A 21,367-nucleotide genomic window follows, 5' to 3' on the forward strand; every position below is an offset into this window, starting at 1 on the left:
CAGGCTTTAGGAGCCGGAATGCGTAAGTTGGTACAGATTTGTTTTGGCGTTGTAAAACATCAAAGCGAATACCGCCCGCAAGTGGTTAGCTAACCCTTTACGGACGGTTCGGAGAGATGGTATCTACAAGAAGGGCGTAGGTCGTGGCTTTAGCCCGACATGTGATGTCCGTTTTATAAAAAATCCGAGTTCCAGTAAGGGTAATTTTTTACTGATTGGGTAAGCATCTTTCTTAACGGGTTTGCAACAATGTACCGGGCAATCTCCTTTCGGTTGTCTTCATGCCGTAACGCAATATCATAAAATGATGGTTGCCATACTTTGCTACTTTTGCCTTTACATCTGTTCAAAGCATAAGCACTGCTTCCCTTAAGCCTGCCAACCACTGAAGACAGATCTATACCCGAACCGCCCAAACGTAGCAAGCCATGAAAATGATCTGGCATTAACACCCAGGTAAACCAACGGCAACTACAAGCCTGTTCATTCAACGCAATCTGCTGACAAAAAACCCTGGCTAAATCAAAATCATCGAATAAAACCTGGCGCTTAAAGGTCGTAAACGTAATAAAATACTCACCACCACACTGTGATAACCGACCTTTTCTTAAATCATTCCATGACATAACCCATCCATCCATTTTTGCTTTATATAAAGACAAATATAGAAGTTGTCGCCCTAAAGGACGACCTACATTGTCCCGTGTGTAACGCCATTCCCGTATTTTTGTAGGTCGGGCTTTAGCCCGACGCGGATCTATCAATAAATGCCAATCCGGCATTTAACGCTGCCCACGGTGTCGCCCTAAAGGACGACCTACATTGCACGGTGTGCAACGCCATTCCCGTATTTTTGTAGGTCGGGCTTTAGCCCGACGCGGATCTATCAATAAATGCCAATCCGGCATTTAACGCTGCCCACGGTGTCGCCCTAAAGGACGACCTACACTGTCCGGTGTGCAACGCCATTCCCATATTTTTGTAGGTCGGGCTTTAGCCCGTCGAGAACCTGTCAAAATGCACAAAAGATCGCTATTTACTCTGATCCACGGTGTCGCCCTAAAGGACGACCTACATTGCACGGTGTGTAACGCCATTCCCGTATTTTTGTAGGTCGGGCTTTAGCCCGACGCGGATCCATCGATAATCGCCAGGCCCTGCGTTTAACGCTGCCCACGGTGTCGCCCTGAAGGACGACCTACATTGCACGGTGTGCAACGCCATTCCCGTATTTTTGTAGGTCGGGCTTTAGCCCGACGCGGATCTATCAATAAATGCCAATCCGGCATTTAACGCTGCCTATGTTGTCGCCCTAAAGGACGACCTACATTGATCCGTCCAAAATCGACGATCCGGTATTTAACGCTGCCTATGTTGTCGCTCTGTAGGTCGTGGCTTTAGCCCGACGCGGATCCATCAATAAATGCCAATTTATCTTTGAACGGGGCATATGGTGCATGACGTTGCTCGTACCTCGCGCCTTATGCACCCTACAAAACCCATGACCTGCATTTAAAAGCGCCAGTCCAATGCGAGGCTGACCCGTTCGGCGTCGTATTCAAACAGCACAATATTACTTTTCTGCACCAGGCGGGTCAGGCTGAATTCCAGCGCCAGGTCTCCGGACAGGATTTGTCGTAGTTGCCCGGTAACCTGCAGGCTACGTTGACTGCGGGGGTTGCCGTTGTCCAGCTGGGCGCTATAACCGCTCTGATCGGCGGTATGGGCGAAGCGTCCGCTAAGGCTCCAGAGCCGTTTCTGCTGTCGGTACTGCCCGGCTAGCACAAGGTCTTTAATCTGGCGGTTGCCGCCGGTGCGATCATTAAGGGCGCGGTTAAAGGCGATGCTAACCTGGCTATACAACATAAATTGCGGGGTGATCTGGCACTCAAGGCCACCTTGCAGTTTGTGATCCAGGGCATCCTGGCTGCGGTCGCCGGGGTAGTGCTGGCGGGATAGACGAAACTCACTTTCTATCCGGCAGTCAGCCCAGGTGGCATTCAGTGGCTGACGCTGCTCCAACAGAAGATCCAGGGACTGGTACAGACTGGAACCGTTATACCAGAACTGGCGTCCGGTTAAGCCCCAGGCCAGGGTCGGTTGTTTCTGGCTGTGGCGTCCCCGTGTGTAATAAAGCCGCTTGTAGTGCAGATCCAGCTGCTGCTGATCATGGCGGTAACGACTTTCCTGCAGGCGCTCTTCTGCACCGGTGCGGGTATAGAGGCTGCCCTGCCAAAGGCGCATGCCATCATCCAGGGCGGTGGCGCGTTTAACGCTGGCATTAAGATTAAAGACGGTGCCGGAGACCGGCTGACTCTCTTCATCCAGTACCAAAGTGGCACTATTGCCCAGGGTTAGGCTGGAAAGGTCGGCGGCGGTATTCAGGTTGCTGTCGTAGCCCAGTGCAGTGGTCAGGCGAATATCGGTGCGGCTAAAGCGACTGGCCCAGAGCTGGTCGCGTCTGGAGACAAAGTCTGCCACTTCCGGCGGCAGGTCTTTGCGCTTCAGCAGCTGCTGATTCAGGTCGTAGGCGGCGAAGGTATGCCCCAACAGGTTAAGTACCTGGGCGTAGTTGATCATGGCATCGCCGTGATTGGGGTTGAGCATCAGTACGCGCTCCAGTGTGTCCTGGGCGTCATAAAGGCGATGGTTGTTCAGTTCTGCGGCCCCCATGACGGAGAGAAAATCTCCATGCTGATAGCAGGCGCTTTTGTAGGGTTTCAGTAGCTGAAAGCGTTTTTCCCAGCGGGCACCGGGGGAGCTTTCTGATGCAGACAGGGTAAAAACCTGCTGCACAATACTCTGGCACTGATCATGGTTCAGCAGCTGAGGGCCCGGATTTCTGACGGGGGCCGCTGAGACACTGAGAGGAACAAGCCACAGAACAAGAAAAAGGATAAAAGAGAACGGCATCGTCAGTGACGCCACCGCTATATGCTGAGCCCGGCTCTGGTGAGAAAATATCCCTGTCAGCGACCGACATAGCCGCAACGGGGTAATAAAAGCCGTTTCAGTGTACACGCAAGGCGTAGGATGTGACGTTACCAATCAGAACTCCATACTGTTACACATTTTGCTTATCACATCTGGCTGCTCCCTGAGTCAGCCGCCTTAAACAAGACGTTAATGTGATGCAACCCTCCCTGTCGGTGACGGGGTCTTTTCCTGTCGACGGGCGCATCCAAGGGCACCCGGGATTTATCAGACTTTATCCTGTGAAGAAAACCCAGACAAGTCTCTTTGGTCACGCTCTATCTTTGGTCACTCTCTATCTTTGGTCGTTCCCGATGACCTCTGCTCTATCTCTGCTGATCGATAAGCTTTGCAGTTTTTCCGGTGCGCCTGATATCACGTCCACTGCTCGGCCTTGTTACGCGCCACCGCAGCGTCCGAAACGCAAGCGCGAAATTATGCCTGAGTCGACGGGGTACAGCCAGACACTAACTTGCCGTTTCAGACACTAATTTGTAGTTTTATGTAGCAGTCGTCTTTTACTGTCTATCGTGCTCTAAGCTAGTGCAAGCCGGCACTGTTGCAGGTTTCCGACAGATAAAAAAAACCGGCTCAGATAGAAAAGAACCGGCTTAAAAGCGATTGTATTATAAAGAAAAAGGCGATTAATCTCTTTGCAAACACCTGTCCGCTGAACGATCGGGTGTTTACGGTCGATAGTCAGCCAGATGAGCGACTCCCCTCCGTTCGCTGCCTGACAGCTGCTTTTGTCCGGCGTGTTTCTGGTGATCAGCGGTATCGTCATCCTGTACGCCGCTCCCTTCATCAATACTGGGCACCTCATCAACACGGGGCACCTGACGACTCAGGGATGCTGCATCCGGGGCAAACAGCGCCTGGGGCCGTAGGCTACCGGGCAGCAGGAAGCGGCCGATGGCCTGAACCTGATCTTCCGGCAGATGCTGACGAATATCAGTACTGCACAGGGTCGGATAGGCCAGATCTTCTGTCATATGCTGCAGACCCAGGGCGCGACTGACAGCTTCACCCAGAATAATCGGTGTCCGGTTACGCTCGGAACCCAGCTGCCCGCGAATGACGTCACCACTGGCAAGGCCGATCCCCAGACCAAGGGGCTCCAACTCGTCGCCCAGGGCATGACGCAGCATGGGCTGTATCTGTTGCTGTATTTCGGCGGCGGCTTGCCAGGCGCTTTGTACCTGCTGCTGGTTATGCTGCGGATCTGCATCTGCCGGTATCGGCCAGATGGCCAGCAGAGCATCAGCTTTTAGTTCAAACAGGGTTCCCTGATGCTGCTCAACAACCTGACTGGCCAGGGTATAAAAACCATGTAGTAGCTGAACGGTACTTTCAGGACTGCTCTGGCGCTGGAAGGCGGAGAAGTTTCTCAGGTCGGCGCTGAGTACCACGCAGGACATGCGCTCAGCCTGCAGTTGTCCGGTGGGCTGATGGAAAGCGATCCGGCTGGCAATGTCTTCCGGCAGGTAGCTGCTCAGGTTGTCAAACAGGCGCTGTTTCTCATGACGGTTACGCAGGTACTCCAGCACGATCAGAGCCAGGGCCGACGAACTGCCGTAGATCAGCTGGTCTGTCCAGCCCAGCCAAAGCTGGTATTGCAGGGCGGTCATGTGCCCGGCAAGCGCCAGCAGCGGGATCATCAGGGGTGATGCCATAAAGAGACCGCGACTGATCATACGCTGGTGGTCGCCGGAACGGGCAGCCAGTATCAGCAGCAGTAAAAAGATAAGCCCAAGGCTCAGCCCCTGATAGAGCCACAATCCCGAAGGCGCATAGGGTACAGCCTGATCCAGAATACTGGTGATCAGACGTGCCTGTACTTCAACACCCGGCGTCAGACCACTGTAGGGGCTTGGCACCAGATCACCCATACCAAAGGCGGTGGCACCCACCAGCACCCAGCGGTTATTCAGTAGCTCCGGGCTTACGCGACCGGCTAATACATCGGCTGCGGACAGATAGATAAAGGCTTGCGGTGAGCGCTGGTAGCTGACCCGCATCAGACCCTGTTCATCAACCGGGATGGAAATCAGCGGGTAATCCGGCAGCGTTAAGCGGGCTGCGGGCTGTAATAGAGATGATGCGCTCTGCAGCCTTGCAGGCTGGTATTCAAGCTGGTTGGCACCCAGATTATGCAGCAACATTGACAGCGCCAGGGAGGGGTATGCATTCCCCTGATAACAGGCCACCGGAGCCTGAAAACGAACGGCACCATCTGCAGAAATATGCGGGGTAATATGACCGGTTGCCACCGTACCGGATGCACCGGTCACTACGCTGGCGGCATTTGCCAGATAGCCTCTGGCCTGGGGTGCGGAAGGGTAACAGCCATCAGCCAATGCCCCGGAGAGCACACCGGCACGGTGGGTTTTCTGTCGATCATCCAGCACAGGAATCTGACCAATCACCGCCCGGTTACGGGTCAGGACCTGATTCAGAATATCATCACCGGGTTTGGACTCAGGGAATACCAGATCAAAAACCTGACTGGCGGCACCGTATTCGTGTAAGCGGTCTGACAGTTGCGCCAGAGTCTGCCGTGACCAGGGCCAGGCACCGACTTCCTGCAGGCTTTCTTCATCAATGGCGACAATAACCAGGCGCTCTTCCAGCGCCTCGGGCACAGCGTCAGCCGGAGTATTAAAAGACCAGCCCAATGCACCGATACGTTCTTCCAGGGTTTTAACCGGCCCGGCCAACAACATCTGAAACGCCCAAACCAGCAAACATACCATCGACAACACGACAAGACGCGATCCCAGTGGTGTAACACTGACATTCAGGGATAACGATGGGGGCGTTTTTGCCCGGTTGTGTTGAGTCTGGCGTTTCATTTCAAACCTGTTAAGCGCTGCATTAAGACCATTCCGGCGGACGGCCAACCTGTTAAGTCAGTCTGTCAGCTATGTACAAGCTGGCTTTAAATAACCGGCAAATGGAAACAGGCTATTTATAGACATCTTAATTCGGACACTGGTCCAACAATAATGGGCTAAGTTTACCGCGCTTCAATTTATGTGAAGTGATAGCCATCACACGGGTAGGCAAGCAGAGGAAATAAAGACAGGCAGGTGGAGTAAATATTTTACGTGGCGTTAATGTAGGTCGTCCTTTAGGGCGACAAGAACAAACACGTCGGGCTAAAGCCGCGACCTACATCTGCACAGTTCTGTAGGTCGTCCTTCAGGGCGACAAAAACAACACGTCGGGCTAAAGCCGCGACCTACATCTGCCCAACTCTGTAGGTCGTCCTTCAGGGCGACAAAAACAACACGTCGGGCTAAAGCCGCGACCTACATCTGCCCAACTCTGTAGGTCGTCCTTCAGGGCGACATAAACAAACACGTCGGACTAAAGCCGCGACCTACGTCTGCCCAACTCTGTAGGTCGTCCTTCAGGGCGACAAAACAATACGTCGGGCTAAGGCCGCGACCTGCATCTGCCCAACCCTGTAGGTTGTCCTTCAGGGCGACAAAACAACACGTCGGGCTAAAGCCGCGACCTACATCTGCCCAACTCTGTAGGTCGTCCTTCAGGGCGACAAAAACAACACGCCGGGGTAAAGCCGCGACCTACATCTGCACAGTTCTGTAGGTCGTCCTTCAGGGCGACAAAAACAACACGTCGGGCTAAAGCCGCGACCTGCATCTGCACAGTTCTGTAGATTGTCCTTCAGGGTGACAAAACAACACGTCGGGCTAAAGCCACGACCTACATCTGCACAGTTCTGTAGGTCGTCCTTCAGGGCGACAAAACAACACGTCGGGCTAAAGCCACGACCTACATCTGCCCAACTCTGTAGGTCGTCCTTTAGGGCGACAAAAACAACACGTCGGGCTAAAGCCGCGACCTACATCTGCCCAACTCTGTAGGTCGTCCTTCAGGGTGACAAAAACAACACGTCGGGCTAAAGCCACGACCTACATCTGCACAGTTCTGTAGGTCGTCCTTCAGGGCGACAAAACAACACGTCGGGCTAAAGCCGCGACCTACATCGAGGCAGCAATCAACACCCAACCCCGTAGGTCGTCCTTTAGGGCGACATAAACAAACACGTCGGGCTAAAGCCGCGACCTACATCTGCACAGTTCTGTAGGTCGTCCTTCAGGGCGACAAAAACAATACGTCGGGCTAAAGCCACGACCTACATCTGCACAGTTCTGTAGGTTGTCCTTCAGGGCGACAAAACAACACGTCGGACTAAAGCCGCGACCTACGTCTGCACAGTTCCGTAGGTCGTCCTTTAGGGCGACAAAAACAACACGTCGGGCTAAAGCCGCGACCTACATCGAGGCAGCAATCAACACCCAACCCCGTAGGTCGTCCTTTAGGGCGACAGCACGGTTAACGGAAGTCGGTATCTCCGCCGAGCATCCAGCAGCGGCCCTGAATTTCGTCTGCCAGGGGGGCGTCAAGTGACGATGATGGCAGTGCCATAAACCCTGCATTGTCGATTCGGTTGTCGCTGCGGTTGCTGAGGCTCTCGGCGTGGCGCATTAGCTCTGTCACTGCCAGATGGGTGCCCCAGGCGGTGGTGCGGGGCAGTTTCCGGCGCACGCCTTCATTGATCACGGCTGAAATAAGTTTCTGCCCGGCGTCCGGATGGCTTCCTGCTTTAGCCAGATCCAGTATCTCGATACCGGATTCCTCCAGACGCACTATGGCAACACTCTGTATCCGGCCCCAGCGGTATAGCCGAAGCAGGTGGTAATGTTTGCCCGGCGGCGGGCTGTCGCAGTAGCGTTGCTGCCAGTAGCTTGCGGTTTTTTTCAACCAGAAGGTCTGCTGAGGCTCTGCAGTAAAGGGCTGCAACCGATCAACCCATTGCCAGTCACGTACCTGATGACAGGGCTGGCAGCGCACCTGCCAACTGACGCCCAGGCGGCTGAATACGTTGTCGCAGACCCAATAGCCGAGCATATCAGCCTGACGATACAGTCCCAGCCGGACACCCAGCTGCAGGGCTCGCTCGGTGGGAAAGCCGTAGGCAAGCTGATAGGTTCGCCCCTGCCCCAGCTGCTCCTGCAAAAACAGTTTGCTGATGCGGCTGAAGACCCCCTGACTCCGGGTGGCAAATCTATGCTCCGGGGCGACCATAACATCTGCCTGCTGGGCACAATTTACCGGCTGTCCCTGCCAGATCCCCTGCCGGTGCATGGCTCCGTAGTAGGCGACGATTTCGCCGTCGAAGGTCTGCGCCAGTGATCCGGCATGGGGTTGTCCGGCATATTTTGCCTGCCACCAGCTGTCGGGCACCTGTTGACCAAAGACGCGCTGAAACAGCCGGGCCAGTGCAGCTCCATCTGAGGGTACCGCGTAGCGGACTTTTACTGCAGGTGCTGTTTTTTCTGTCCCCAGGCCGATGCAACGGTAAGCTTCTGCGTAGTGTCCCTCTGCGGCCATCGCTCCGGTTAAAAGGCTGCGATAGGCGGCAAGGGATTCCATCGCCCGGAGGTAGTTGCCACAGCTAAGGGCGATCTTATGGCAGGCCAGTGCGGCTTTTTTTTGCGGCCATACCCCGGAAATATCCAGTACGTGGGTGGCAGGCAGTGGCGACCAGACCTCGTAAAAAATCAGTTCCCTTGCTGCCGATAACGTTTGGGCCTGGGCGATATCAAGCACGGTTCGTCCCAGTGTTGAATGGTCGGTGTGCAGATCCCGTAACCAGGGGGCCACAAGTGTTGTCGGTGCATAGTGGTCGATGGCTCGCTGAATACGCCGGGGCAGATCATCACAGGCGTGTAACCCGCCATCGGGCAAGCGCCAGTATTCCTGCGTCAGGCTGGAACCCAGGTGTTTCAGCGCCTGACGAAACTCTTTGATGCGTTGCTCTCCGGCACCTTCCGGTAAGCCGCCCGCCCCGGATGCATCACTGACCAATATCAGATGTACGGGTGTTCCCTGACGGCAAAGATGGGCGATCAGGCCGCCACAACCGATGGATTCGTCGTCGGGATGAGGCACAAATACCAGCACTTTGTCCATGGCGGAAACGTCCAGTGGCGCAGGCATAGGTAAGGGGGGTAACTGATCTTCGGTCTGTGCTGTATTCCGGGGCAAAATTGCTTCCTCAGAGTCCGGTTAAGCGGGCTTCATAAATGTCTGCCAGATCGCTCCAGTCGGGCCAAAGGCCAGCCTCCCGGCGGGCTTTCGCCTGCCAGTAGCGATAATGGTCAGGGTTGCTCAGTGTATCTGCCAGCTCTGCTGCCAGGGTATTAACGATCCGGGCTCTGGCGACAGCATCAGTTTCAGCACTGAGGTCACAGACGGGCAGCAGATGCGCTCCCTGCCCTAACACTTCCCCACTGCCGCCACTGGCGGGGGCGATAACGGGCAGACCGGCTGCGATGGCTTCCCGGTTGGCTTGTCCGTAGGACTCCACGGGGCAGGTGCTGATATAAAGATCTGCCGCCGCCAGCGACCAGCCCATATCCTCCTGAAAGCCGATAATAGGCGGGTATTCCAGCTGCAGCGCCTCAGCCTGATGCTGTAGGGCGGTGCTATCGCCACCTCCGGCAATGATCAGCTGGGCCGCCAGCCCATGCTGTTGCTGCAAACGGGCGATAACATCAATTAACAGGGGAAAGGCCTTTACCGGGGCGATTCGGCCAGATGCCAGAATAACCGGAGGCGAGGCGGGAAGCGGGACACTGCCTGAAACATCTGTGGCGGCCAGATCATCCAAAGGCAGATCAAAGTAACGCCGGGCAGCATGGCGTGTTGGCAGCTCCAACCGGGGGCGTCCGTAGCCCATCACATGCAGATTACCCGGAACGTCTGTCAGCCCCAGATCTCTCAGTAGTGCATCTCTGGCGACATAGGAGGGGACAAAAACAGCATCAGCCCTTTGCAGCAACTGCCGCTCAAGGCGTACTAAACGCCGGAAGGCGGCGCTCTGTATGGGTAATCCATCAAGGGTAACAGCCCAGGCAAAACTGCCCAGGCCATGCTCGGAGATAATCAGCTTAAAAGGGCGGCGGATACGCCCTTTACGCAACAATCCTATATACAGCCCCAATGCCAACCAGGGGTCGTGCAGCCATACATGGCTGTACCCTTCACCCAGGGCTTTCGCGGCGGCACTGATTCCCTGAATCAGGCGTTCGGCTATTGCCGGGGTCAAACCTTTCAGGAAGAAACCCAGGTAACGTTCAAATACCGGTTGCCACTTCCGGTGCAGATGGTCGGTGGCGCTTTTATCATAATAGGTCACGCTGTGGCCGCGGGATTCTAACTGTTCTAAAACCGGACTCAGTGTTTTACCTAATCCATAGGAGCGATCACTGCTGGTTTCCCGGGTCACAATAAGCAACTTCATGGGGCGTGTTTCCTGCACGGCTATGACCACTGGCGGGGAATATGAAACACACCCTGCTCCAGGGCGCACACTGAGGAGTCCATCTTAAAGCGGGCAGCCGGAATCTGCTGGTCATAAAACATGATGCCCTGTTCGCACAACAGGTAAACTTCAACCCAGTACTCCCCTTTTAATAACGGCAGCTGCGGCAGGGTTAAGGTCAGCTCTTTTTCGGCAGATTGCCCCTGACAGTCGGGTTGATCAATATGTGACCCGGCACTGGCGATCAGTTTGCCATCAGCGGAGTGTAGGGTGGCGGCAAAAGAGGGTGACGGATAACCATCCCCCCCCTTCCAGCTGACGGTAACCTGAAGACAGCTCTGCCCGGTCACTCCCACAGGTACCTGGGTTTGGGTGGCAGGCTGATCATCCAGAGTGATCTGAACCGTTTTGAATTGTGGCCGGTCGTTGCCGGGCGCAACTTCCGGTGCCGGTACTCCGGTGTCACCCTGATCAATCCCGTAAAGGTAGCTTTCATATTTATTGATGACGTCTGCCGGCACCCCCTGGGCGATGACTTCACCCTGATGCAGCCAGATCGCCCGGTTACAGATCGCTTCAACCTGATAGAGGTTGTGGGAGCAGAACAGAATGGTTTTACCGGACTCTTTCAGACGCATAATACGGTCGAAGGATTTTTTGGCAAAAGCACCATCTCCGACACTCAGGGCCTCATCTATCACCAGGATATCAGGGTCAACACACACGGCTACGGCAAAAGCCAGACGGACAAACATGCCGCTTGAGTAGGTTTTAACCGGTTGATCAATGGCGTCACCTATTTCAGAGAAGGCGTGAATCTCTTCAAAGCGATCTTCCAGCTCTTTACGCCCTAACCCCAGAATCGCACCGTTCAAAAATACATTTTCGCGACCGGTAAACTCAGGGTTAAAGCCGGAACCCAGCTCCAAAAGAGCGGCTATACGACCCTGTACATTCAGGGTGCCGCTACTGGGTTGCAGGGTGCCGCAGATCAGTTGCAATAACGTTGATTTACCCGCTCCGTTACGCCCCAGAAGCCCGATGACCTCACCCTTGCCGATCTTCAGGCTCAAGGGTTTAAGTGCGACAAAGCTGTCTGACTTCTGTTTTACAAAAGGCAGGGACTCCAGTAGCCGGTCTGAAGGCTTCCGGTAGAGACGATATGTTTTGCCGACATCCGTCAGCTCGATAATGGAATCAGAGGACATCGGAAAAACCCCGGCGTAATTTGTAAAACAGAATGCCACCGGCCAGAGCCACAGCTAAGGAGATCACGCCATAAAGCACCAGTACCGGGGTATCGGGCCAGGGACTGCCCAGAAAAACGGTGCGGGAAAGCTCTATGATCAGCGTTAACGGATTAAGATAGATCCACTCCTGAGCCCACTCAGGCAACATAGACACCGGATAAAAAATCGGGGACAGGAACATCAGGGGGGCGGTCAGTATGGTGACAATATGCTGGGCATCGGTGAAATACACCCCCAGTGCTGAAAGCCCTAACGCCAAACCCAGCAGCAAGGGCATAAACAGTACCAGTAACAGGGGGAAAAACAGCACATTATCCGGCAGCGTGCCGGTCATCAGAAAAACACCCACCAGAAGTACAACCAAACTGATCAGCGCCTGAAAGCTTGCGGACAGAATGGCGATCCAGGGCAGCAGATGCAGAGGAAAAACAACTTTTTTCACTAAATTGGGCTGGGCAGCAATCACGCCGGGGGCCCTGGTGAGAACATCGGTGAAGAAGGTAAAGAAAATCAGTCCGGCAAACAGGTTCAGAGCAAAGTGCAGGCCATCACTATCACCTGCCACGGCTCCGGGCCAGCGGGCCTGAAAAACCGACTGAAACACAAAGGTATACACAGCCAGCATCATGACAGGTGTGATGACGGACCAGCCCATGCCAAGCCAAGAGCCGCGGTATCGCTGCAAAATCTCTCTTTGGGTCATCTGTAAAAGAAGACCGGCATGCTGTCTTGGCCAGAAATAGGCTCTCACGTTATTTATCCTCGGCTGATTTCGCTGTTCGCTGTCCGTTATCGGCTAACTAAAGATCAACAAATATTTAATATATTGCGGTATTAAAACTGCGCCACTGAATCAGTTATCACCGTAGGCCAGCTGGTAGAGTGCTTCAGGTTTTTTGATTAAAAGGCTGCTGGTACCGTTTCTTTGCACTAAGCCATCAGCCTGTAATGCCTGAAAAACCCGCGTTACGGTTTCCCGGCTGGTGTTAAGCATAATGGCCATCTCCTGATGAGTTGGAGGATAGGCGATATCAATACAGGACTCATCACCTGCCTCATCCACCGGAATGCTGCCCGCATCATCGCCGTGCAGTGTATCCAGTCCGGCCAATTGCACCAGCTGCCGGTAAATACGATGGGGAATACTGTTCAGGGACAGAATAGCCCGCTGACGGGTATGTTCGGACACTCGCTTTGCTAACCGTCCACTCAAACCTGCTATCAGAGGGCGGGTCTCGTACATAATCTGACTTACGGCGGCATATGGCATCAGCACCACCTGAGATTTGGCCAGTGCAACCACAAACTCTGGGTTTGTCTGCTCCCCGAACAATCCGACTTCACCGCAAAAATCGCCGGGACGAACAAAGTAAAGCCCAACTTCACGACCATCCAGGGTAAAATCCACACCCTGAAGGCTGCCCTCAAACAGGAAGCATAAACTGGCCTCCTGTTCACCAGGATCTATGACGATCTCGCGCCTTGCGTAGCGCTTCAGCACGGATTGCGAAGCCAGTTGAGCCAGAGCGGCCTCAGGAAGCTCGCGGAGTATACCAAAGCCCTTCAAAATCTCTACGGAGACTGCCATACATTCCTCTAGTGACCACCATAAAAACCGGCAAGAGCTGTCTGCGCGTTACGCTCAGGGCTTCTTTCCGGCAGGGCTGCTCTGATCTCTTTTGGTCAGAATACTCACCCCACCCCCTACAAGCATTGATGTGTTTTCAGGGGCTTTTAAACCGGCGTCTATTTTAAGCACAAATTTCTGGCATTTCATGTGATTACCATCACTCAACTAAAAGAGCGACATGATAGTATTCACTGGCGTTAAACTGGCTTGATTCCGTCTTGCCGGACAATTGGCTTGATAACGGGCAAAAACACCCCATATCTGGCACAGAACTTTACTGGGAACTCAGGTGATCATTATGCAGCAGCTTACAGCACGTCTGCCTTTGACAAACAGAAAACAGCATAAACCCTTCGGCTACAGCCTGCTATCAGGTCTTGTACTGGCTCTGGGTGGCGCTATTTTGTCTTTTTCTGCTTACGCTGAGAACCCGGCACACACCCAAAACCTGATGCCGTCGGCAAGCGTCAGCAAGAATGCGCACAGTGAGCAACCGGTGGGCACAATTACCCTGGCCCTGGGGCGCGCTATTATTGAGAAGCCGGATGGGGAGCGCCTGAAAGCCAGCACCGGAGACAATCTTTATCCCGGTGATTCCCTGACGACCTATTCCAGCGGCTATCTGCATCTCAGATTTGTGGATAACGCCCTGTTGAGTATGCGCCCGGAAAGTACATTATCCATTGATACTTACAATTATGACCCCAACTCCCCTGAGCTGAGTGCGGTTCGCTTCAATCTTAAAGAGGGGATGGCCCGGTCTGTATCCGGCAGTGCGGCTAAACATGACCATCAGAAATTCCGCCTGAATACACCCATTGCAGCCATCGGCGTTCGGGGTACAGATTTTACGGTACTGGCGAATCAGGATACCGTCAGAACCTTTGTCAGCGAGGGCGCTATTGTTGTTTCTCCGTTTTCCAGTGAGTGTCAGACGCTCTCCCTGGGCCCCTGTGCAAAAGACGGCGTTGAACTTAAAGGCAACAGCAATCTTCTGGTTGAACTGAATTCTGTTTCAGTCCGCCCGCAGCTGCTGCAGCTGGGTCTGGAAACACCTGCCACGTCCAACCTGTTGATGAATGACGCTGTGATCGCTCAGCTGAGTCCACTGCCACTACAAAATAGCTCAGTGTCATCGGCAACACGGCTGGCAGCGTCAGAAAGCGAGAATGAAGACAATACTCTGGTAGATACTGACCTATCAGAAGCCCTGCCTGAAAGTGACAGCAGTAGCACAGAAGAACCTCAATACCTGGCTGACAGTGAACAAGACGACATTGACGGAGTCAGTAACGGCCAGTCCCAGGAAGATACCCTGCTGGTGGCCTCTCAGAATACGTCTGTCGGTAGCATTAACACCTTGCCCCCTAACAATGAATCTGTATCCAATCAGTTTAATGACGATGAAATTGGCACCGATATTATCCCGAAAGCCCCTGATGGTATCACTGTACCGGATGGTGTTCTCTGGAGCTATCAGTCACCGGTGGCTCCCCAGCGTTTCAACGCACCGGACTTTATCTATACCGACACTCAGGTTGTGGCGGGTATTGAAAGTGGCACCATTGATAAGCATATGGTGTTCTCTAACGAACGTTTTGCTCTTTATCGCCCCGACGAACTGTACGATACCATCAACCCTATTCGCCCCAATCCCGGTTCGGTGGGCTTTCAGCTACAGCAGGGGGCCGCTTTTTATTACGCCAAAGGTCAGCAATTTGATCTGAACTTTGATAGCGGCAAGCTATTAATTGACTTTGAAAAGGGTAAGTTCTCCACCGCCCTTCAGATGAGCCATGAAGAAACAGGCCAGGTCAGTTTCAGTACATCCGGTGATATATCTGCTAACGGATTGTTCAGCAGCCAACAACCAGACCACTCCCTTTCCGGGGCGGTCAGTCTGGATACTGAGGAAGCCGGATATTATTTTGAACAATCTGTACCACACCTGGACAGCACCATTGACGGTATTACCACCTGGCAGTCATCGGACTGAGGCCGCCGCTCGGGTAATACGTTTACTGTTACAAACGTTATAACTCTTTTGTCAATTTACGAACCGTTTATTCAATCTATTTAATTCGAGGACATTATGGCCCGTTACACTCCTATATCATCGGAAACTCATCAGACCGCAGGCTGGAATCTTATTTCCGACTACAGTTTTGCCAAGGGTGATGCACTGGCACCGGTTAGTCTGGCAGAAATCTCTCAGCTGTTACCACGTTACACGCTGGCCTTCTATCGTGCATCTGAGCAGGACCCGCTGCAGCTGGTTGCCGTGCAGGGTTTGTATCCGGGCCAGAATCTGTTTATCACCAATCAGGGCAAATGGCTGGGTGGCTATGTTCCTGCGGTATACCGGGGTTTCCCTTTCCGTATGATTCCGCTACAGGAAAGCGATAAGCTGGTTTTGTGTATTGATGAAGAGAGCGATAACTACAAATCAGCTCTTGAAGAAAATTCACAGCCACTTTTTGATGCTGAAGGTAAGCTCTCTGAGCTGGCTGGCAAAGTAAAAGACTTTCTGATGTCCCAATATCAGCAGCGCACGAAGACAGAAGCGCTGGCATCTCTGCTGGATGAGTATGGCGTTATTCAACCCTGGCATCTGAAAGTTGATGGCCTGCCTGAAACGATTGAGCCCCACAGTGGCCTGTATCATGTTAATGAGAAGAAACTAAAAGAGCTATCTGCAGAGCAGGTACAGGTTCTTAACCTACGTGGCGCTCTTGGACTGGCCTATGCTCAGATGCTGTCTGAACACCGTATGCAGGAGCTTGTTAGCTTGTTCAATCTGCACGCCCATAGCGCTAAAAATAAAGCTGAAGTCAGTGACCTTGATCTGGAAAAGGTTTTTGGCGATGACGAAGACTCCCTGCTTCGTTTCTGATGAGCAGGGGTTATTTCGGTAATTGAAATCAGGGCCGAGGTGGAAAGCCTTTTCTATGAGGAGGCTTTCCCACGACAAAAAGCAATATGTTGTCTCTTTCCCACGAAGATGCCCATGCTACTCCTGATAACCATCATGAATAGGCTAATACCTGTTTTTCAGCGACTCGCAATACGCTTTATTTTAACTATTGAGCTTTATGGAAAGCGGAGAATCAGAGCCACCACAGCCACGTCAAGAGGCTGTGGCTTTCGACCTGCTCAACCATAAACAAGCCTGATATTTATAAACGTCTGATTCGCTGCAGAACATATTGCAGTCAAAAATCTTTAAAAGAGAGTAATCAATGAGTGTTGAAAGCGTAGCAAGCGACTTAAAAGATGCTTTGCGTGCCAGTAAGAAAGGCTTTATTGCCGCTGGTGTTTTCAGTCTTTTTATCAATATTCTGATGCTGACGGCACCGCTCTATATGCTTCAGGTTTACGACCGGGTTGTTGCTGCACGCAGCTTTGACACCCTGGTCTATCTGACCATCATTATGGTAAGCATGTTTGCCATTATGGGGCTTCTGGAGTGGGTCCGATCACGGGTTCTGGTGCGGGTGGGCAACCAGCTTGACCAGGCACTGAGTCCGAGAATTTACTCAGCTATGTTTGAGCAGGGGATTCGTCAGCCCAACATGCGCAACGCTCAGCCTCTGAACGATCTGGCTTCCGTTCGTCAATTTATGACGGGTAACGGATTATTTGCGTTCTTTGATGCCCCCTGGATGCCTATCTATATCGGTCTGCTGTTTGTCTTTCACCCTGCCTTCGGCTGGTTTGCGATTTGTGCCGGGGTCATCCTGTTCTGTGTCGCCGTGGCGAATGAAAAAAGCACCCGCAAGCCAATTACAGAAGCCAGCGGCGAAAATATCAGAGCGCAAAATCTGGCGAACAGCAATATCAGTAACTCAGAAGTACTGCATGCGATGGGGATGCTGCCGGCTATTATGGGCCGCTGGTATAAGCAACATCTGGAAGTACTGTCCAAACAAACAGTGGCCAGTGATAAGGCCGGTGTTTTCTCAAACCTCAGTAAAATTCTGAGAATGGTTTTCCAGTCTCTTATTCTGGGCTTAGGTGCTTATTATGTTATCAATAATGAAATGAGCCCGGGCATGATGATTGCCGGTTCCATTCTGATGGGCCGTGCTTTGGCACCTCTGGATCTGTTAATCGGAACCTGGGCTGGTTTCAATAATGCCCGTTCATCCTATGGCCGCTTAAATCAGTTATTGCTGGCCATTCCTGAGGACGAACGGAAAATGAGCCTGCCCCGCCCTGAGGGCAAGCTGACTATTGAGAACGTTCATGCGATTCCACCGGGGTCTAAAACGCCAGCTCTGAAAGGTATATCGTTCACCGTAGAGCCGGGAAATCATGTGGGTATTGTTGGCCCGAGCGCTGCAGGTAAATCTACCCTCTCCCGTATTATCCTGGGTCTATGGCCGGTAGCTAATGGCGTGGTACGCCTGGATAGTGCTGATATCAACCACTATAACCGTGACGAATTAGGCCCTAATCTGGGTTATTTGCCACAGGATATTGAGCTGTTTGATGGTTCCATCAGTGAGAACATCGCCCGCTTCGGGGAGGTCGATCCGCAGAAAGTGGTTGATGCCGCGAAGAAAGCCGGTGTCCATGAGATGATTCTCCAGCTACCGGACGGATACGACACGGTTATCGGCAGTACGATTGGCGCTCTGTCTGGTGGGCAGCGTCAACGTATTGGCCTGGCCAGGGCGATCTATGGTCAGCCTAAATTTATTGTTCTGGATGAACCTAACTCGAATCTTGATGACCAGGGTGAAGCGGCTCTGGTTAATACGATGCAGATTCTGAAACAGGAAGGTGCAACGGTTCTCGTTGTCAGCCACCGGCCTTCTATTCTCAAAAATATCGATCAGCTTCTGGTGCTTAAAGACGGAACGATGCAGATGTTTGGTAACAGAGATGATGTGATGCAGGCTTTGGCTCAACAAAAACAGCAGGCAGCATCGTAAATTTCTAATTTTATCTGAGAGTAATCATGAAGAAATCAGTGGTTGAGCCTCCTAAATCAAAAGAGGCAACTGAAGCTAAAGGGGCAACCTCCCGGCCTCAGGAACAGAAAAATACCGGCAAAACATCATTAAAAACCGGTGATACAAAAACATCAAAAGCGGGCGACACTGGCAAGTCTGGTCAGGCTCTGGCGAAAGTTGCTACAGCTAAAGCAGCCAAGCCTCAGGGTAAGCAATCAACGGCTCCTCAGGGACAGCCGGAGGCGGGATCACTTCAGGTGCCGGTGAATGACAGAACCTATATCATTCTGGGCTTTGCCATTTTGCTGCTGAGCCTGGGCACCTTCACCATCTGGGCTGCTTTTGCTCCTCTGAGCAGCGCAGTTATCGCTCCGGGTGAGGTTGTGGTGGACTCCTACAGAAAGTCTATCCAGCATCTTGAAGGCGGCCTGGTTGAGAATATTTTTGTCCGTAACGGTGATCTGGTTCAGGCTGGTGACCCCCTGGTACAACTTGATGAAACGTCATGGCTGGGTGAGTCAGAAAGTAACCGAAAGCGTATGTTTAGTACCCTGGTGCAGTTGGAGCGCCTGCGTAGTGAACAGATGCTTGCCGGTGAAATGGTATACAGCCAGGAGGTGCTGGAAGCTGCCAAAAATGATAAAGATCTGGCAGCCGTTCTTGAACAGAACCGGCAACTGCATAAGGCCAGGGTTGCCGCTCACCGTCAGGAGCAGCAGGCACTGAAATCCCGCGCAGCCCAGGCCAGAGAGCAAACCGAAGGCCTCAAAGAACAGCAATCTATTGTTAACCAACAGATCGCGCTTCTGGAAAAAGAGTATGAGGCCTATACCACGCTGTTAAATGAGCGTTTGGGTGATGGCCAGCGGGCACGGGAGCTGAATCGTCAGATTCTGACCTCTAAAAATGAAGCGGCCCGTCTGCAGTCAGAAATTGCGCGTACAGAGCTGGTTGCCGCTGAGTACAGTGTTCAGCTGAGTAATAATCGCCAAAATTATCTCAAGGATATCGGTGAGAGAATTCAGGCGGCTCAGGCTGACTATTTTGATACTCAGGAGCGCTACCGCATCTCCCAGGATCGCCTGAAGCGCGCCACGATACGTGCGCCGGAATCTGGCTATATTGTGGGTTTACAGGTGCATACCATTGGTAGTGTCGCCCGTCCGGGTGCAACCTTGATGGATCTGGTGCCGGGTCAGGATAAGTTTGTTGTGGAAACAAAAGTAGCAACCAATGATATCAACAGTATCCACCAGGGCCAGAAAGCCGATATCCGTTTCTCTGCTTTCAACCAGCGTACCACTAAGGTCATTGAAGGTGAGGTGATCAATATCTCTGCTGACCGTCTGATCAATGAAAATACAGGCGAACCCTATTACCTGACCCGTATTAAAGTAACGGAGAAGGGTAAACAGGATATGAGTGACGAGATGAACCTGATTCCGGGCATGCCAGCGGAAGTGATGATTCGCCGGGAAGACCGCACTCTGTTCAGTTATCTGCTGAAACCGATTGCGGATAGTTTCGCCCGTAGCTTCCGGGAAAAATAAGACTTAACCGAAATAGCCGGAAATCTTTATGATTTCTGTCATTACAGGCATATCAGGCCCGTTGTTAAGACTTATTGTTAAGGGCTTTTTTAAAGGCCTGTGTATCGTGTTTCTGCTGGGCCCGGCTTTTGACGGGCTCTATATAGTCAGAGTTTACTGCGCCTTCAGGCGCAGTTTGTTTATTGTTGGAGTGTTTTCACCATGTTTTTTTCCGCGTCTGATGAGACCCGTACCCCTTTTGATCCGGTACGGTCTGCTTTTATGCCCGTCCGGTACGCAACGGGGGCTCTCCGGTATGTCACCTGTGCTATGGCGGGTGCTTTACTCTGCGTAACAATTCAGGCCCATGCCGAAGAGCTCTCATTTCAGGAAGCCGTTGAGGCGGCCCTCAGTCATGACTCTCAGTACAGTGCAGCAAAGGCAACGTTTCAGTCTGAGAAAGAAGAGGTGGCCCTGTCGAGAAGTCGGCTTCTGCCCAGCATTGACCTTTCTGCACGCTATAGTCATGAAGATTCAACCAATATCTATACGGATGAAGCCAGTGACTATTACAACCCGGACCAACCACGCTCCTCCGGTGTTCTTGATGATACCTATTGGAGAATTTCCCTCAGTCAGCCATTACTTGATATCAGTGCCTATCGTAGCCTAAAGGCCAGTCATGCTTCGGTTGAAGCCGCACGTTACAGACTGGCAGAGGCGGAGCAAAGCCTGGTTTACCGTACCACTGAGCGCTATCTCGCTGTTTTATATAACGCTCAACTGGTTTATCTGAACAAGAATATTCATGAAGCCCTGTCACTGAAATATCAGCAATCTCAGCGCCGAGCCAGCCTGGGAGTTGGGGATGAGCTGGAGCTACTGGAACTGGAGTCCCGGCGCGACCTGGCTCAAACGGATTACCTGAAGGCTAAAAGTGACCTGGAAGATGAGAAAACCAAACTCAGGATCATCACAGGCAGAAGCTTTACTCCTTCCGAGGCCTGGGTTGCCAAGGCTCATGCGATAGACCCTCCTGTTATGACCATGTCTGAGGAGGAGGTTATCGCTTCAGCCCGTAACAATCAGCTCTTTCTGGAAAGCACTGCGGCTCTGAGGCAGGCTGTTTTATCTGCAAGCGCGAACAAAGCATCGTATTATCCGACGCTCGCCCTGACCCTGGATTACAGTGATCGTGATTCTGAAGATGAGTTCAGGGAAAGCGAAACCTTTATTGCCGCAATCAACCTGAATTTCAATCTCTATGGTGGTGGCAAAACCAGTGCTTATATTCGTCAGGCAACGGCAAAAGTTAATGCCCAGGAGGCCCAGCGTGATGGTGTACTTAAGGACTCTGAGCAGAAAATCAGCCTTGCCTATGCCCGTAAAAAGAATCTGGAAGAGCGCCTGATCGCTCTGAAACGCTCCATACAGTCCAGTGAACGCTACCTGGAGGCAGCTGAACGCGGAAGAGACCTTAATCTGCGGAGCCAGGTTGATGTTCTTGATGCCCGCACTCAAACGCTGGATGTTAAGCTCCGACTGGCTGAGGCTCTGAATGAATACCTGTTGTCGGATCTGCAGCTGCAGTATCAGTCCGGCCAGCTGAACAGGGATTATGTGGCATTTTATGACACCTTATTTTCCGAAGCGCTGAGCCACTGATTGTC

General features: G+C 52.6%; 13 protein-coding genes. 5 read left to right on the forward strand and 8 right to left on the reverse strand.

Going from position 1 to position 21,367, the window contains the following annotated elements; translation table 11 throughout:
* Nucleotides 1-173 precede the first annotated feature (173 nt).
* The 8 genes from BTA35_RS08020 to BTA35_RS08055 form a co-directional block, all read right to left on the reverse strand.
* Entirely contained in the window at nucleotides 174-626 is a 453-nt protein-coding gene (locus BTA35_RS08020) for an REP-associated tyrosine transposase (RefSeq protein WP_078319315.1), read from the reverse strand.
* 886 nt (nucleotides 627-1,512) lie between these two features.
* Nucleotides 1,513-2,928, reverse strand: coding sequence for a tetratricopeptide repeat protein (locus BTA35_RS08025; RefSeq protein ID WP_078319316.1), 1,416 nt, complete (start codon nucleotides 2,926-2,928; stop codon nucleotides 1,513-1,515).
* 731 nt (nucleotides 2,929-3,659) lie between these two features.
* On the reverse strand, nucleotides 3,660-5,825 hold the full coding sequence (locus BTA35_RS08030; RefSeq protein WP_078319317.1) for a CHASE2 domain-containing protein: 2,166 nt from the start codon (nucleotides 5,823-5,825) through the stop codon (nucleotides 3,660-3,662).
* Between the two features lie 1,510 nt (nucleotides 5,826-7,335).
* Entirely contained in the window at nucleotides 7,336-9,051 is a 1,716-nt protein-coding gene (locus BTA35_RS08035; RefSeq protein ID WP_078319318.1) for a GNAT family N-acetyltransferase, read from the reverse strand.
* Nucleotides 9,052-9,061: 10 nt separating this feature from the next.
* Nucleotides 9,062-10,309, reverse strand: coding sequence for a glycosyltransferase family 4 protein (locus BTA35_RS08040; protein ID WP_078319319.1), 1,248 nt, complete (start codon nucleotides 10,307-10,309; stop codon nucleotides 9,062-9,064).
* A gap of 20 nt (nucleotides 10,310-10,329) precedes the next feature.
* On the reverse strand, nucleotides 10,330-11,538 hold the full coding sequence (locus BTA35_RS08045; RefSeq protein ID WP_078319320.1) for an ABC transporter ATP-binding protein: 1,209 nt from the start codon (nucleotides 11,536-11,538) through the stop codon (nucleotides 10,330-10,332).
* Complete coding sequence (locus BTA35_RS08050) at nucleotides 11,528-12,283, reverse strand: ABC transporter permease (RefSeq protein ID WP_078319755.1); 756 nt, start codon at nucleotides 12,281-12,283, stop codon at nucleotides 11,528-11,530. The genes BTA35_RS08045 and BTA35_RS08050 overlap by 11 nt, the downstream gene beginning before the upstream one ends.
* 150 nt (nucleotides 12,284-12,433) lie before the next feature.
* A complete protein-coding gene (locus BTA35_RS08055) occupies nucleotides 12,434-13,168 on the reverse strand; it encodes a Crp/Fnr family transcriptional regulator (protein ID WP_078319321.1) in 735 nt (244 codons plus the stop codon).
* A 340-nt stretch (nucleotides 13,169-13,508) separates the two neighbouring features.
* On the opposite strand from BTA35_RS08055, the gene BTA35_RS08060 reads away from it, so the two are divergent.
* The 5 genes from BTA35_RS08060 to BTA35_RS08080 all read left to right on the forward strand — a co-directional run bounded on the left by BTA35_RS08060 (nucleotide 13,509) and on the right by BTA35_RS08080 (nucleotide 21,362).
* Entirely contained in the window at nucleotides 13,509-15,206 is a 1,698-nt protein-coding gene (locus BTA35_RS08060) for a FecR family protein (RefSeq protein ID WP_078319322.1), read from the forward strand.
* 96 nt (nucleotides 15,207-15,302) lie between these two features.
* Nucleotides 15,303-16,103 (forward strand): SapC family protein, encoded by an 801-nt coding sequence (locus tag BTA35_RS08065; RefSeq protein WP_078319323.1) that lies wholly within the window; start codon nucleotides 15,303-15,305, stop codon nucleotides 16,101-16,103.
* Between the two features lie 346 nt (nucleotides 16,104-16,449).
* The gene (locus tag BTA35_RS08070; RefSeq protein ID WP_078319324.1) at nucleotides 16,450-18,147 is read left to right on the forward strand and encodes a type I secretion system permease/ATPase; all 1,698 of its coding nucleotides are present in this window, start codon (nucleotides 16,450-16,452) and stop codon (nucleotides 18,145-18,147) included.
* Nucleotides 18,148-18,173: 26 nt separating this feature from the next.
* Entirely contained in the window at nucleotides 18,174-19,718 is a 1,545-nt protein-coding gene (locus BTA35_RS08075; protein WP_078319325.1) for an HlyD family type I secretion periplasmic adaptor subunit, read from the forward strand.
* Nucleotides 19,719-19,919: 201 nt separating this feature from the next.
* Nucleotides 19,920-21,362: a TolC family protein gene (locus BTA35_RS08080; RefSeq protein WP_078319326.1), complete on the forward strand. Its 1,443-nt coding sequence runs from the start codon at nucleotides 19,920-19,922 to the stop codon at nucleotides 21,360-21,362.
* Nucleotides 21,363-21,367 lie beyond the last annotated feature (5 nt).

Origin of the sequence: Oceanospirillum linum, assembly GCF_001995095.2 — a bacterium.
Taxonomy (GTDB): Bacteria; Pseudomonadota; Gammaproteobacteria; order Pseudomonadales; family Halomonadaceae; genus Oceanospirillum; species Oceanospirillum linum.